Here is a 12,244-nt window from a genome sequence, read left to right as displayed (position 1 = left end):
TACACCACAACAAACCATTGATGTCACTGATGGCCAGACCGCGAGGGCGGGCAGAAATACACTCTGCCCGCGCCATAGTAGGCGCAGGCAGAATGATGACGCGGCGATTAGCCTTCCTGAAGCATGCGCTCCAGCTGCTCCTGTGCCTCCAGCCAGGCCATTTCGCACTCCTCCAGCCCGGATTTCGCGCTGGCCTGCTGCTGCAGGCATTCAGTCAGTTCTGCTTTACGCGAGGCGTCGTAGAGTTCGCTGTCGCCAAGTTTCTCTTCTGCACTGGCCAGCTGCGCGTTGAGCTTATCCATCTCTTTTTCCAGACGGGCGATCTCTTTGCGCAGCGGTTGGGTCTGGCTGCGTAGCTCCGCTTCCCGACGCTTCTGGTCTTTGCGCGCTTGCGCGCTGTTGCCGCTCTCTTTTGGCGCGTCGCCGCTCTGGGACTCCTGTTTTTGCGAGTCGCTGAGCCACTGCTGATAATCTTCCAGATCGCCGTCGAACGGTTCGACTTTGCCATCGTGGACAAGGTACAGATCGTCGGTGGTGGAGCGGATCAGGTGGCGATCGTGCGATACGACCACCAGCGCCCCTTCAAAGTCGATCAGCGCTTCGGTTAAAGCCTGACGCATATCGAGGTCGAGATGGTTGGTCGGTTCGTCGAGCAGCAGCAGGTTAGGGCGCTGCCAGACGATCAGGGCCAGCACCAGACGCGCCTTTTCTCCACCGGAGAAGCGGCGGGTCTCTTCGCTGACCTTATCGCCCTGGAAACCAAAGCCGCCCAGATAATCGCGCAGCTTCTGCTCCAGCTCCTGCGGCGCCAGGCGCGCCAGGTGCTGCAGCGGCGACTCATCGGCGCGCAGAAACTCCAGCTGATGCTGGGCGAAGTAGCCGAGCTTGATGCCTTTGGCGAGGCCGATCTCCCCGCTTACGGGCTGGAGTTCGCCAGCCAGGAGCTTAATCAGCGTCGATTTCCCGGCGCCGTTGCGGCCCAGCAGGCCGATACGCGACCCCGGCACCAGATTGAGCTTGATGGAGTCGAGGATAATACGCTCGCCATAGCCGGCGCTGACTTTCTCCATCTTCAGCAGCGGGTTAGGCAGGCTCTCCGGCTGGCGGAAGCTGAAGTGGAACGGGTTATCCACGTGCGCCGGGGCGATGAGCTCCATCCGCTCCAGCATTTTAATACGGCTCTGCGCCTGCTTGGCTTTGGTGGCTTTGGCGCGGAAGCGATCGATATAGCTTTGCAGATGCGCGACACGCTGCTGCTGGCTTTCGTACATCGCCTGCTGCTGAGCGAGCCGGGTGGCGCGCTGCACTTCAAACGAACTGTAGTTGCCGGTGTACTCAAACATCGTCTGCTGTTCGATGTGGATAATTTTGTCGACGATAGGATCGAGGAAATCGCGATCGTGGGAGATCAGGATCAGCGTCCCCGTGTAGCCCTTCAGCCACTTCTCCAGCCAGATCACCGCATCAAGGTCGAGGTGGTTAGTCGGTTCATCGAGCAGCAGCAGATCGGAGCGGCAGATCAGCGCCTGCGCGAGGTTAAGGCGCATACGCCAGCCGCCGGAAAAATCGCTGACCGGCCGCTCAAGCTGTTCATTGCTAAAACCCAGGCCGTGCAGCAGGCTGGCGGCGCGGGAGCGGATGGTCCAGGCGTCGATGGCGTCCAGCTTGCCGTGGACGGTGGCGATGGCATGGCCGTCGTTGCGCTCGTTAGCCTGCTGGAGCGCGGCTTCCAGCTGGCGATATTCACGATCGCCGTCAATGACATAATCGATTGCCGGCTGCGGCAGGGCCGGGGTTTCCTGATTCACCCAGGCCAGCTGCCAGTTGCCGGGAAAGGTCCTACTGCCGCCGTCAGCGCTTATCTCGTTTTTCAAAAGCGATAGCAGCGTCGATTTCCCGCAGCCGTTTTTCCCCACCAGACCGACCTTCTGGCCAGGGTTGATGGTAGCGGTGGCGTTGTCCAGCAGGACGCGTACGCCGCGACGAATTTGTAACGAGGAGAAAACAATCATAAGGCGCCGTATGTTCAGACTATGTTAATTTGTCATTATGATAATGTAGTTTGGAAGCGAATCGCTTCACCGGGCCGCCATGGTAGCCCAAAACGAAGACGATACACAAAGTCATTCTGGCTGTGTCAAAAAGCCGGGGCTGTGCAGGCCGCCAGAAGACCTACGGGAGGGGAATGATGTCTCAGACAGCGAAAGTGTTGCTGCTGTATGCCCACCCAGAATCTCAGGATTCCGTGGCCAACCGGGTTTTATTACAACCCGCCTTACAGTTGCCGAACGTCACCGTGCACGATCTCTACGCGCACTATCCGGATTTTTTTATCGATATTGCTCACGAACAGGACCTGCTGCGCCAGCATGAGGTGATTGTTTTCCAGCATCCTTTATATACCTGGAGCTGTCCTGCGCTGCTCAAAGAGTGGCTGGATCGTGTCTTAAGCCGCGGCTTCGCCAGCGGCGCCGGAGGGAACGAACTGGCGGGAAAGTACTGGCGCAGCGTGATCACCACCGGCGAACCAGAGAGCGCTTACCGTCGCGATGCAAATCGCTATCCGATGAACGATATTCTGCGTCCTTTTGAACTGACCGCCGGTATGTGCCGTATGCACTGGATGAGCCCCATTATCGTCTACTGGGCCCGGCGGCAGCAGCCAGAGGAGCTGCGCAGCCGCGCCCTGGCCTATCGGGACTGGCTGGCCAACCCCCTTGCCGCCGGAGGTGTCCATGGCGGGATTTGATCTGCTGCTGGCGGGGGTGCTGTTTTTGTTCGCGGCCGTCATTGCCGTCCCTCTGGCTTCAAGACTGGGGATTGGCGCGGTGCTGGGCTATCTGCTGGCCGGGATCGCCATTGGCCCTTGGGGGCTCGGGTTTATCAGCGATGTGGATGAAATTCTCCATTTCTCTGAACTCGGCGTGGTGTTCCTGATGTTTATCATCGGCCTGGAGCTCAATCCCGCCAAGCTATGGCGGCTGCGAAGCTCCATCTTCGGCGTTGGCGCGGCGCAAGTGATGCTCAGCGCGGCGATCCTCGGCGGTCTGTTGATGACGACAGGGTTTTCATGGCAGGCGGCGGTGGTCGGCGGGATTGGCCTGGCGATGTCCTCTACCGCGATGGCACTGCAGCTGATGCGCGAGAAGGGAATGAGCCGCAGCGAATCAGGGCAGTTAGGCTTTTCGGTCCTGCTGTTTCAGGATCTGGCGGTGATCCCGGCGCTGGCGCTGGTGCCTCTGCTGGCTGGTTCCGCGGATGAGCATGTGAACTGGCTGACGGTCGGCATGAAGGTCCTGGCGTTTGCCGGGATGCTGATTGGCGGTCGCTATCTGCTGCGGCCGGTATTCCGCTTTATCGCCAGCTCCGGGGTCAGGGAAGTGTTCACTGCCGCCACGCTGCTGCTGGTCCTCGGATCCGCCCTGTTTATGGAGGCGCTGGGGCTGTCGATGGCGCTGGGTACCTTTATCGCCGGCGTGCTGCTGGCGGAAAGCGAGTATCGCCATGAACTGGAGATCGCCATCGATCCGTTCAAGGGGCTGCTGCTTGGGCTGTTCTTTATCTCCGTCGGTATGGCGCTGAACCTTGGCGTGCTGTACACCCATCTGCTGTGGGTGGTGGTGAGCGTGGCGGTGCTGGTGGCGGTAAAAATGCTGGTGCTTTATCTGCTGGCCCGTCTCTATGGCCTGCGGAGTTCCGAACGTATGCAGTTTGCGGGCGTATTAAGCCAGGGCGGCGAGTTCGCGTTTGTCCTCTTTTCGCTGCCCGCCTCGCAGCGGTTGTTCCAGCACGACCAGATGGCGCTGCTGCTGGTGGCCGTCACCTTGTCGATGATGACCACGCCGCTGCTGATGAAAGGGATCGATAAGATACTGTCGCGACGCCTGAATCCAGCGGAGGATACCGATGAAGCGCCGTGGGTAGAGGACGATAAACCGCAGGTGATTATTGTTGGCTTTGGCCGTTTCGGCCAGGTCATCGGTCGCCTGCTGATGGCTAATAAGATGCGTATTACGGTGCTGGAGCGAGACATCAGCGCGGTAAATCTGATGCGCAACTATGGCTATAAAGTCTATTTTGGCGACGCTACCCAGCTGGAGCTGCTGCGCTCGGCAGGGGCGGAGGAGGCGCAGTCGATCGTCATTACCTGTAATGAGCCGGAAGACACCATGCGGCTGGTGGAGATGTGTCAACAACACTTTCCACATCTGCACATCCTGGCCCGCGCTCGCGGGCGCGTCGAGGCGCATGAGCTGCTGCAGGCCGGCGTGACGCAGTTTTCTCGTGAGACTTTCTCCAGTGCGCTTGAGCTGGGGCGTAAAGCCCTCATTACCCTGGGGATGCATCCTCACCAGGCCCAGCGCGCGCAGCTGCACTTCCGACGCCTCGATATGCGAATGCTGCGTGAGTTAATGCCGGTGCATACTGATACGGTACAGATATCACGCGTGCGGGAAGCCCGGCGCGAACTGGAAGAGATTTTTCAGCGCGAAATGCAGAAAGAGAGCCGGCAGCTGGACGGCTGGGACGAGTTTGAATAAAGGTAAATCATATGGCAGTGCGTAAACGTTTTATTGCCGGGGCGAAATGTCCGGCGTGCCAGGCGCAGGATTCACTGGCGATGTGGCGTGAGAATAATGTCGATGTTGTTGAATGCGTTAAGTGCGGTCATCAGATGCGTGAGGCGGATAAAGAGGCCCGTGAGCATGTACGCAAAGAGGAGCAGGTGATTGGCATTTTTCATCCCGACTAGCGTTATCCGTCGGCTTTTTTTAAGCTAAAGGGTACACGGCAGCAGAATTCCGCTACAATCTGCGCCACTATTCTTCCCATCTCAGGAGATATCATGAAAGTAGCAAAAGACCTGGTGGTCAGCCTGGCCTATCAGGTACGTACAGAAGACGGTGTGTTGGTTGATGAGTCTCCGGTAAGCGCGCCGCTGGATTACCTGCACGGTCACGGCTCCCTGATTTCCGGTCTGGAAAACGCGCTGGATGGCCACGAAGTGGGCGATAAATTTGACGTAGCCGTCGGCGCTAACGACGCTTACGGTCAGTATGACGAAAACCTGGTGCAGCGTGTACCGAAAGACGTCTTCATGGGCGTTGATGAACTGCAGGTTGGCATGCGCTTCCTGGCGGAAACCGATCAGGGTCCGGTACCAGTAGAAATCACTGAAGTTGAAGACGACCACGTTGTGGTTGATGGCAACCACATGCTGGCAGGCCAGAACCTGAAATTCAATGTGGAAGTTGTCGCCATCCGCGAAGCGACCGCTGAAGAGCTGGAGCACGGTCACGTGCACGGCGCGCATGGTCACGATCACGACCACGATCATGGTCACGATGGCTGCTGCGGCGGTCACGGTCACGACCACGATCATGGCCACGACCATGGTAAAGGCGGCTGCGGCGGCCACGGTGGCTGCGGCTGCCACTAATCTTTGCGCCTCGGCACGAAGACGACAAAAAGCGGGGAAACCCGCTTTTTTTACGCCTCAATAGTGCGGCGGTGGCGTCTCTTCAGCCTGGGAGGCGATATGGGAGGGTTGGGTCGCCTTCAGCTTCTCGATCATCAGACGCATATGCTCCCGCATCTTCGCCATCTCGATCTCGTGGGCGGTCACGGTTTTGTTGAGGTCTTCGATGGTGATTTCCTGAAACGCCAGCCGGCTTTCCAGCTCCGCAAGGCGCGTTTCTAATGTGCTATCGTGCATGGGTAACCTCTTTAGTCTGATCCTGCGGGCGGATTCTACTTAAGTTTCCCCCGGCGCGCAGCATCGCTGCGTCCTACAGGAAACTTATTCATACAAAAATAGTCCTAAAAGAGGCGATATTCAGGAACGTCCGTATGTAGATTTTAACGGCGACGTTCTATAGTACGTTTTTTGCTTTTTACGATAACCCTGGGGTGAGAGGCCCCGGCCCTGGAGAAATGGATGAAATCACTGTTTAAAGTAACGCTGCTGGCGACCACAATGGCCGTCGCCCTGAATGCACCGCTGACCTTTGCTGCAGATACCGCGGCGAAAGCAGCCCCGGCGGCTGAGAGTAAATCGGCATTTAAAAATGACGATCAGAAATCAGCCTATGCGCTGGGCGCGTCCCTGGGGCGTTACATGGAAAACTCTCTGAAAGAACAAGAAAAACTGGGCATTAAGCTGGATAAAGCCCAGCTGATCGCCGGCGTACAGGACGCGTTTGCCGATAAGAGCAAACTGTCCGACCAGGAGATCGAACAGACTCTGCAGGCCTTTGAAACACGCGTGAAGACCGCAGCTCAGCAGAAAATGGAAAAAGACGCTACTGAGAACGAAACCAAAGGTAAAGCTTTCCGTGACAGCTTTGCCAAAGAGAAGGGCGTGAAAACGTCTAAGACTGGCCTGCTGTATAAAGTCGAGAAAGAAGGCACTGGCGATGCGCCTAAAGACAGCGACACCGTGGTGGTTAACTACAAAGGTACGCTGATCGACGGCAAAGAGTTTGATAACTCTTATACCCGCGGCGAGCCGCTCTCTTTCCGTCTCGACGGGGTGATCCCGGGCTGGACTGAAGGCCTGAAGAACATCAAGAAAGGCGGCAAAATCAAGCTGGTCATTCCGCCAGATCTGGCCTACGGCAAAACCGGCGTCCCGGGGATCCCGGCCAACTCCACGCTGGTCTTTGATGTAGAGCTGCTGGATATCAAACCGGCGCCGAAAGCAGATGCTCAGCCGGAAGCCGCTGGCGATGCGAAAGCCGCAGACGCGAAAGCTGACGCTAAGAAGTAATCGGGTTCAGGCCGCCGTCTCGTCAGAGGCGGCGGCTTTTTTATTGCGCGCAGATATAATTAAAACTGGAAAGATCCTCAGGCGCTGTATTACTTTAGATAGCTTAATAATGATGATGAGCCTGCCCTGACAATAACGACAGGCTCCTGAAAAGGAGTGCTTTTTTTCATGTCCAGGTCGCTTTTAACCAACGAAACCAGCGAGCTTGACCTGCTGGATCAACGTCCCTTTGACCAGACCGATTTCGATATTCTTAAATCTTATGAAGCGGTGGTGGACGGGTTGGCGATGCTCATCGGTTCGCACTGTGAAATCGTGCTGCATTCTTTGCAGGATCTGAAATGCTCTGCCATCCGTATCGCCAATGGTGAACATACCGGCCGCCAAATCGGTTCACCGATTACCGATCTTGCGCTGCGCATGCTGCACGATATGACGGGCGCCGATAGCAGCGTTTCCAAATGCTACTTTACCCGCGCCAAAAGCGGCGTCCTGATGAAGTCGGTGACGATTGCCATCCGCAACCGCGATCACCGGGTGATTGGTCTGTTGTGCATCAACATGAATCTGGATGTGCCGTTTTCGCAGATCATGAGCACCTTTATTCCACCAGAAACGCCTGAGGTTAACTCGCCGGTGAACTTTGCTTCCTCGGTTGACGATCTGGTCGCCCAGACTCTGGAATTCACCATCGAAGAGGTGAATGCCGATCGCAGCGTGTCGAACAATGCTAAAAACCGTCAAATCGTGCTGAATCTCTACGAGAAAGGGATCTTCGATATTAAAGACGCCATTAACCAGGTGGCCGATCGTCTGAATATCTCCAAGCACACCGTCTACCTCTATATTCGCCAGTTCAAAAGCGGTGATTTCCAGGGGCTGGATAAGTAATGCGTTTTGCCCTCACGGTGACCGGACCTGCCTATGGCACGCAGCAGGCGAGCAGCGCCTGGCAATTTGCTCAGGCCGTGCTGCAGGAAGGCCATGAGCTGGCGTGCGTTTTTTTCTATCGCGAAGGTGTGCTTAACGCTAACCAGTTGACGGCGCCCGCCAGCGATGAGTTCGATCTGGTGCGCGGGTGGCAATCCCTCCACAATGAGCACGGCGTCGCGCTGCATATCTGCGTGGCGGCCGCCCTGCGTCGTGGCGTAACGGACGAACGCGAAGCGCAACAGCTCGCTCTGCCTGGCCATAATCTGCAGCCGGGTTTTACGTTAAGCGGACTTGGCGCGCTGGCGGAAGCGGCGCTCACTTGCGATCGGATGGTACAGTTCTGATGAAACGTGTGGCTTTCGTTTTTTCTTCCGCGCCGCACGGCAGCGCCGCCGGCAGGGAGGGCCTCGATGCCTTATTAGCCACCTCCGCCCTCACCGACGAGATTGGCGTGTTTTTCGTGGGCGACGGCGTGTTTCAGCTGTTGCCCGCCCAGCGGCCTGGCGCTGTGCTGGCCCGCGACTACATCGCCACCTTTAAACTGCTGTCGCTATACGATATCGACCAGTGCTGGCTGTGCGCCGAGTCGGCGCGAGAGCGCGGCCTGGATCCCGCGACCCCGTGGGTGGTGGATGCCGAATGCCTGGCGCCGGATGCCCTGCGCGCCCGTCTGCATGAATTTGATGTGATTTTGCGTTTCTGAGGCCCCCATGCTCCATACGCTCAGTGTTTCTCCCTGGCATGCCGATATCGCAGCAATGCTTCGCTTGATGGAGCAGGGTGACGATCTGTTACTGCTGTCTGATGGCGTCGCGGCGGCTATCGCCGGCGGCCGCTTCCTTGAGATCCTGCAATCCGCCCCCATAACCCTTTACGTGCTGCAAGACGACGTTGACGCCCGCGGGCTAACTGGTCAAATTGCGGACAGTGTCGGCAGGGTTAGCTATACTGATTTCGTCAGACTCACAGTCAAACATGCCGGTCAGTTGGCCTGGTGATGGCGGGATCGTTGTATATTTCTTGACACCTTTTCGGCACCGCCCTAAAATTCTGCGTCCTCATAATATATGAGGCGATTTATTACGTGTTTACGAAGCAAAAGCTAAAACCAGGAGCTATTTAATGGCAACAATTAACCAGCTGGTACGCAAACCACGCGCGCGCAAAGTTGCAAAGAGCAACGTGCCAGCGCTGGAAGCCTGCCCGCAGAAACGTGGCGTATGTACTCGCGTATATACCACCACTCCTAAGAAACCGAACTCCGCACTGCGTAAAGTTTGCCGTGTGCGTCTGACTAACGGTTTCGAAGTCACCTCCTACATCGGTGGTGAAGGTCACAACCTGCAGGAGCACTCCGTGATCCTGATCCGTGGCGGTCGTGTTAAAGACCTTCCGGGTGTTCGTTACCACACCGTTCGTGGTGCGCTTGACTGCTCCGGCGTTAAAGACCGTAAGCAGGCTCGCTCCAAGTACGGCGTGAAGCGTCCTAAGGCTTAATGGTTCTCCGTTAAGTAAGGCCAAACTGATTTATCTTAATGTCATACTAAACTCTTAGAGTTTTGGACAATCCTGAATTAACAACGGAGTATTTCCATGCCACGTCGTCGCGTCATTGGTCAGCGTAAAATTCTGCCGGATCCGAAGTTCGGATCAGAACTGCTGGCTAAATTTGTCAATATCCTGATGGTAGATGGTAAAAAATCTACTGCAGAAACTATCGTATACAGCGCGCTGGAGACCCTGGCTCAGCGTTCTGGTAAATCTGAACTGGAAGCCTTCGAAGTTGCGCTCGAAAACGTGCGCCCGACTGTCGAAGTTAAGTCCCGCCGCGTAGGTGGTTCTACTTATCAGGTTCCAGTTGAAGTTCGTCCGGTCCGTCGTAATGCCCTGGCAATGCGTTGGATCGTTGAAGCTGCTCGTAAACGCGGTGATAAATCCATGGCTCTGCGCCTGGCGAACGAACTCACTGATGCTGCAGACAACAAAGGTACTGCAGTTAAGAAACGTGAAGACGTTCACCGTATGGCCGAAGCCAACAAGGCGTTCGCTCACTACCGTTGGTAATCCCTTCGGAGTCATAGTCACCAGGCGGGCGCTTCAGATGAGTCGCCCGCTCTGGATAACTTAACTGAACGCCTAAAGAAATAAACGAGGAATCAAATGGCTCGTACAACACCCATCGCACGCTACCGTAACATCGGTATCAGTGCGCACATCGACGCCGGTAAAACCACTACTACCGAACGTATTCTGTTCTACACCGGTGTAAACCACAAAATCGGTGAAGTTCATGACGGCGCCGCTACCATGGACTGGATGGAGCAGGAGCAGGAACGTGGTATCACCATCACTTCCGCTGCGACTACTGCATTCTGGTCTGGTATGGCTAAGCAGTATGAACCGCACCGTGTAAACATCATCGACACCCCGGGGCACGTTGACTTCACTATCGAAGTAGAACGTTCCATGCGTGTTCTTGATGGTGCGGTAATGGTTTACTGCGCAGTTGGTGGTGTTCAGCCGCAGTCTGAAACCGTATGGCGTCAGGCAAACAAATATAAAGTTCCGCGCATCGCATTCGTTAACAAAATGGACCGCATGGGCGCTAACTTCCTGAAAGTTGTTGGTCAGATCAAAACCCGTCTGGGCGCGAACCCGGTTCCGCTGCAGCTGGCAATTGGTGCTGAAGAAGGTTTCACCGGCGTTGTTGACCTGGTGAAAATGAAAGCCATCAACTGGAACGATGCAGACCAGGGCGTAACCTTCGAATACGAAGATATCCCGGCTGACATGCAGGACCTGGCTGACGAATGGCACCAGAACCTGATCGAGTCCGCAGCTGAAGCTTCTGAAGAGCTGATGGAAAAATACCTGGGTGGTGAAGAACTGACTGAAGAAGAGATCAAAAAAGCTCTGCGTCAGCGCGTTCTGAACAACGAAATCATCCTGGTAACCTGTGGTTCTGCGTTCAAGAACAAAGGTGTTCAGGCGATGCTGGATGCGGTAGTTGACTACCTGCCATCCCCGGTTGACGTTCCGGCGATCAACGGCATCCTGGACGACGGTAAAGATACTCCGGCTGAGCGTCACGCAAGCGACGACGAGCCGTTCTCTGCACTGGCGTTCAAAATCGCTACCGACCCGTTCGTGGGCAACCTGACCTTCTTCCGCGTGTACTCCGGTGTGGTTAACTCTGGTGATACCGTACTGAACTCCGTGAAAGCTGCACGTGAGCGTTTCGGTCGTATCGTACAGATGCACGCTAACAAACGTGAAGAGATCAAAGAAGTTCGCGCGGGCGACATCGCTGCTGCAATCGGTCTGAAAGACGTAACTACGGGTGACACCCTGTGTGACCCGGATGCGCCGATCATTCTGGAGCGTATGGAATTCCCTGAGCCGGTAATCTCCATCGCCGTTGAGCCGAAAACCAAAGCTGACCAGGAAAAAATGGGTCTGGCTCTGGGTCGTCTGGCTAAAGAAGACCCGTCTTTCCGCGTATGGACTGACGAAGAGTCTAACCAGACCATTATCGCCGGTATGGGTGAGCTGCACCTCGACATCATCGTTGACCGTATGAAGCGTGAATTCAACGTTGAAGCGAACGTCGGTAAACCTCAGGTTGCTTACCGTGAAGCGATTCGCGCGAAAGTTACCGATATCGAAGGTAAACACGCCAAGCAGTCTGGTGGTCGTGGTCAGTACGGTCACGTTGTGATCGACATGTACCCGCTGGAGCCGGGCTCTAACCCGAAAGGTTACGAGTTCATCAACGACATCAAAGGTGGTGTAATTCCTGGCGAATACATCCCGGCCGTTGATAAAGGCATCCAGGAACAGCTGAAAGCTGGTCCGCTGGCAGGTTACCCGGTAGTTGATATGGGTATCCGTCTGCACTTCGGTTCTTACCACGACGTTGACTCCTCTGAGCTGGCGTTTAAACTGGCTGCGTCTATTGCCTTTAAAGAAGGCTTTAAGAAAGCAAAACCAGTTCTGCTTGAGCCGATCATGAAGGTTGAAGTAGAAACTCCGGAAGAGAACACTGGTGACGTTATCGGTGACTTGAGCCGTCGTCGCGGTATGCTGCGCGGTCAGGAATCCGAAGTAACCGGCGTTAAGATCCACGCTGAAGTACCGCTGTCCGAAATGTTCGGTTATGCAACTCAGCTGCGTTCTCTGACCAAAGGTCGTGCATCATACACCATGGAATTCCTGAAGTATGATGATGCGCCGAACAACGTTGCTCAGGCCGTTATTGAAGCCCGTGGTAAATAATCCACAGGATTAAAACCTAAGTCCCGTGCTCTCTCCGAAGGGGAGAGCACTATAGTAAGGAATATAGCCGTGTCTAAAGAAAAATTTGAACGTACAAAACCGCACGTCAACGTTGGTACTATCGGCCACGTTGACCATGGTAAAACTACCCTGACTGCTGCCATCACTACCGTTCTGGCTAAAACCTACGGTGGTTCCGCTCGCGCATTCGACCAGATCGATAACGCGCCGGAAGAAAAAGCTCGTGGTATCACCATCAACACCTCT

At 55.7% G+C, this 12,244-nt stretch carries 15 protein-coding genes; 13 read left to right on the top strand and 2 right to left on the bottom strand.

Annotated elements, in window-relative coordinates:
* Positions 1–107 precede the first annotated feature (107 nt).
* The gene (locus ACLH1I_RS19850; RefSeq protein WP_411302883.1) at positions 108–2,012 is read right to left on the bottom strand and encodes an ABC transporter ATP-binding protein; all 1,905 of its coding nucleotides are present in this window, start codon (positions 2,010–2,012) and stop codon (positions 108–110) included.
* Positions 2,013–2,185: 173 nt separating this feature from the next.
* Between ACLH1I_RS19850 and kefG the strand changes: the two genes are divergently transcribed.
* The 4 genes from kefG (at position 2,186) to slyD (ending at position 5,440) form a co-directional block, all read left to right on the top strand.
* Positions 2,186–2,749 carry a glutathione-regulated potassium-efflux system ancillary protein KefG gene (gene kefG / locus ACLH1I_RS19845; protein ID WP_004202208.1) on the top strand — a complete coding sequence of 188 codons (564 nt, stop codon included), beginning with the start codon at positions 2,186–2,188 and terminating at the stop codon, positions 2,747–2,749.
* Entirely contained in the window at positions 2,736–4,541 is a 1,806-nt protein-coding gene (gene kefB, locus ACLH1I_RS19840) for a glutathione-regulated potassium-efflux system protein KefB (RefSeq protein WP_064187430.1), read from the top strand. Before kefG ends, kefB begins: the two co-directional genes overlap by 14 nt.
* 11 nt (positions 4,542–4,552) lie before the next feature.
* Positions 4,553–4,753, top strand: a complete 201-nt coding sequence (locus ACLH1I_RS19835; RefSeq protein WP_002920143.1) for a YheV family putative zinc ribbon protein — start codon at positions 4,553–4,555, stop codon at positions 4,751–4,753.
* 93 nt (positions 4,754–4,846) lie between these two features.
* Positions 4,847–5,440 (top strand): peptidylprolyl isomerase, encoded by a 594-nt coding sequence (gene slyD, locus ACLH1I_RS19830; RefSeq protein WP_004202213.1) that lies wholly within the window; start codon positions 4,847–4,849, stop codon positions 5,438–5,440.
* Positions 5,441–5,497: 57 nt separating this feature from the next.
* On the opposite strand, the gene ACLH1I_RS19825 is transcribed toward slyD, so the two are convergent.
* The gene (locus ACLH1I_RS19825) at positions 5,498–5,716 is read right to left on the bottom strand and encodes a protein SlyX (protein ID WP_002920136.1); all 219 of its coding nucleotides are present in this window, start codon (positions 5,714–5,716) and stop codon (positions 5,498–5,500) included.
* Positions 5,717–5,938: 222 nt separating this feature from the next.
* On the opposite strand from ACLH1I_RS19825, the gene fkpA reads away from it, so the two are divergent.
* From fkpA to ACLH1I_RS19780, 9 genes are all read left to right on the top strand, one after another.
* Positions 5,939–6,769, top strand: a complete 831-nt coding sequence (gene fkpA, locus ACLH1I_RS19820; protein WP_004202215.1) for an FKBP-type peptidyl-prolyl cis-trans isomerase — start codon at positions 5,939–5,941, stop codon at positions 6,767–6,769.
* A 168-nt stretch (positions 6,770–6,937) separates the two neighbouring features.
* A complete protein-coding gene (locus tag ACLH1I_RS19815) occupies positions 6,938–7,660 on the top strand; it encodes a transcriptional regulator (protein ID WP_002920130.1) in 723 nt (240 codons plus the stop codon).
* Positions 7,660–8,046 carry a sulfurtransferase complex subunit TusD gene (tusD, locus tag ACLH1I_RS19810; RefSeq protein ID WP_004202218.1) on the top strand — a complete coding sequence of 129 codons (387 nt, stop codon included), beginning with the start codon at positions 7,660–7,662 and terminating at the stop codon, positions 8,044–8,046. Before ACLH1I_RS19815 ends, tusD begins: the two co-directional genes overlap by 1 nt.
* Positions 8,046–8,405, top strand: coding sequence for a sulfurtransferase complex subunit TusC (tusC, locus tag ACLH1I_RS19805; RefSeq protein ID WP_004202220.1), 360 nt, complete (start codon positions 8,046–8,048; stop codon positions 8,403–8,405). The genes tusD and tusC overlap by 1 nt, the downstream gene beginning before the upstream one ends.
* 7 nt (positions 8,406–8,412) lie before the next feature.
* Positions 8,413–8,700 carry a sulfurtransferase complex subunit TusB gene (gene tusB / locus ACLH1I_RS19800; RefSeq protein WP_004202221.1) on the top strand — a complete coding sequence of 96 codons (288 nt, stop codon included), beginning with the start codon at positions 8,413–8,415 and terminating at the stop codon, positions 8,698–8,700.
* A gap of 124 nt (positions 8,701–8,824) precedes the next feature.
* A complete protein-coding gene (rpsL, locus tag ACLH1I_RS19795; protein ID WP_002920115.1) occupies positions 8,825–9,199 on the top strand; it encodes a 30S ribosomal protein S12 in 375 nt (124 codons plus the stop codon).
* Positions 9,200–9,295: 96 nt separating this feature from the next.
* Complete coding sequence (gene rpsG, locus ACLH1I_RS19790) at positions 9,296–9,766, top strand: 30S ribosomal protein S7 (RefSeq protein WP_002920113.1); 471 nt, start codon at positions 9,296–9,298, stop codon at positions 9,764–9,766.
* Positions 9,767–9,862: 96 nt separating this feature from the next.
* Positions 9,863–11,977, top strand: coding sequence for an elongation factor G (gene fusA / locus ACLH1I_RS19785; protein WP_004202222.1), 2,115 nt, complete (start codon positions 9,863–9,865; stop codon positions 11,975–11,977).
* A gap of 69 nt (positions 11,978–12,046) precedes the next feature.
* A partial coding sequence (locus ACLH1I_RS19780) for a GTP-binding protein (RefSeq protein ID WP_032440645.1) occupies positions 12,047–12,244 on the top strand: 198 nt, incomplete at its 3' end.

Source organism: Klebsiella sp. 1SOBk10mer (assembly GCF_046602535.1).
In the GTDB taxonomy this organism is placed as follows: domain Bacteria; phylum Pseudomonadota; class Gammaproteobacteria; order Enterobacterales; family Enterobacteriaceae; genus Klebsiella; species Klebsiella quasipneumoniae.
This window is presented reverse-complemented; position numbering and strand designations above follow the sequence as displayed.

Excerpts from the sequence above, each read along its gene's own strand:
- ACLH1I_RS19850 (WP_411302883.1), bottom strand. The coding sequence starts at position 2,012 with ATGATTGTTTTCTCCTCGTTACAAATTCGTCGCGGCGTACGCGTCCTG.
- kefG (WP_004202208.1), top strand. The coding sequence starts at position 2,186 with ATGATGTCTCAGACAGCGAAAGTGTTGCTGCTGTATGCCCACCCAGAA.
- kefB (WP_064187430.1), top strand. The coding sequence starts at position 2,736 with ATGGCGGGATTTGATCTGCTGCTGGCGGGGGTGCTGTTTTTGTTCGCG.
- ACLH1I_RS19835 (WP_002920143.1), top strand. The coding sequence starts at position 4,553 with ATGGCAGTGCGTAAACGTTTTATTGCCGGGGCGAAATGTCCGGCGTGC.
- slyD (WP_004202213.1), top strand. The coding sequence starts at position 4,847 with ATGAAAGTAGCAAAAGACCTGGTGGTCAGCCTGGCCTATCAGGTACGT.
- ACLH1I_RS19825 (WP_002920136.1), bottom strand. The coding sequence starts at position 5,716 with ATGCACGATAGCACATTAGAAACGCGCCTTGCGGAGCTGGAAAGCCGG.
- fkpA (WP_004202215.1), top strand. The coding sequence starts at position 5,939 with ATGAAATCACTGTTTAAAGTAACGCTGCTGGCGACCACAATGGCCGTC.
- ACLH1I_RS19815 (WP_002920130.1), top strand. The coding sequence starts at position 6,938 with ATGTCCAGGTCGCTTTTAACCAACGAAACCAGCGAGCTTGACCTGCTG.
- tusD (WP_004202218.1), top strand. The coding sequence starts at position 7,660 with ATGCGTTTTGCCCTCACGGTGACCGGACCTGCCTATGGCACGCAGCAG.
- tusC (WP_004202220.1), top strand. The coding sequence starts at position 8,046 with ATGAAACGTGTGGCTTTCGTTTTTTCTTCCGCGCCGCACGGCAGCGCC.
- tusB (WP_004202221.1), top strand. The coding sequence starts at position 8,413 with ATGCTCCATACGCTCAGTGTTTCTCCCTGGCATGCCGATATCGCAGCA.
- rpsL (WP_002920115.1), top strand. The coding sequence starts at position 8,825 with ATGGCAACAATTAACCAGCTGGTACGCAAACCACGCGCGCGCAAAGTT.
- rpsG (WP_002920113.1), top strand. The coding sequence starts at position 9,296 with ATGCCACGTCGTCGCGTCATTGGTCAGCGTAAAATTCTGCCGGATCCG.
- fusA (WP_004202222.1), top strand. The coding sequence starts at position 9,863 with ATGGCTCGTACAACACCCATCGCACGCTACCGTAACATCGGTATCAGT.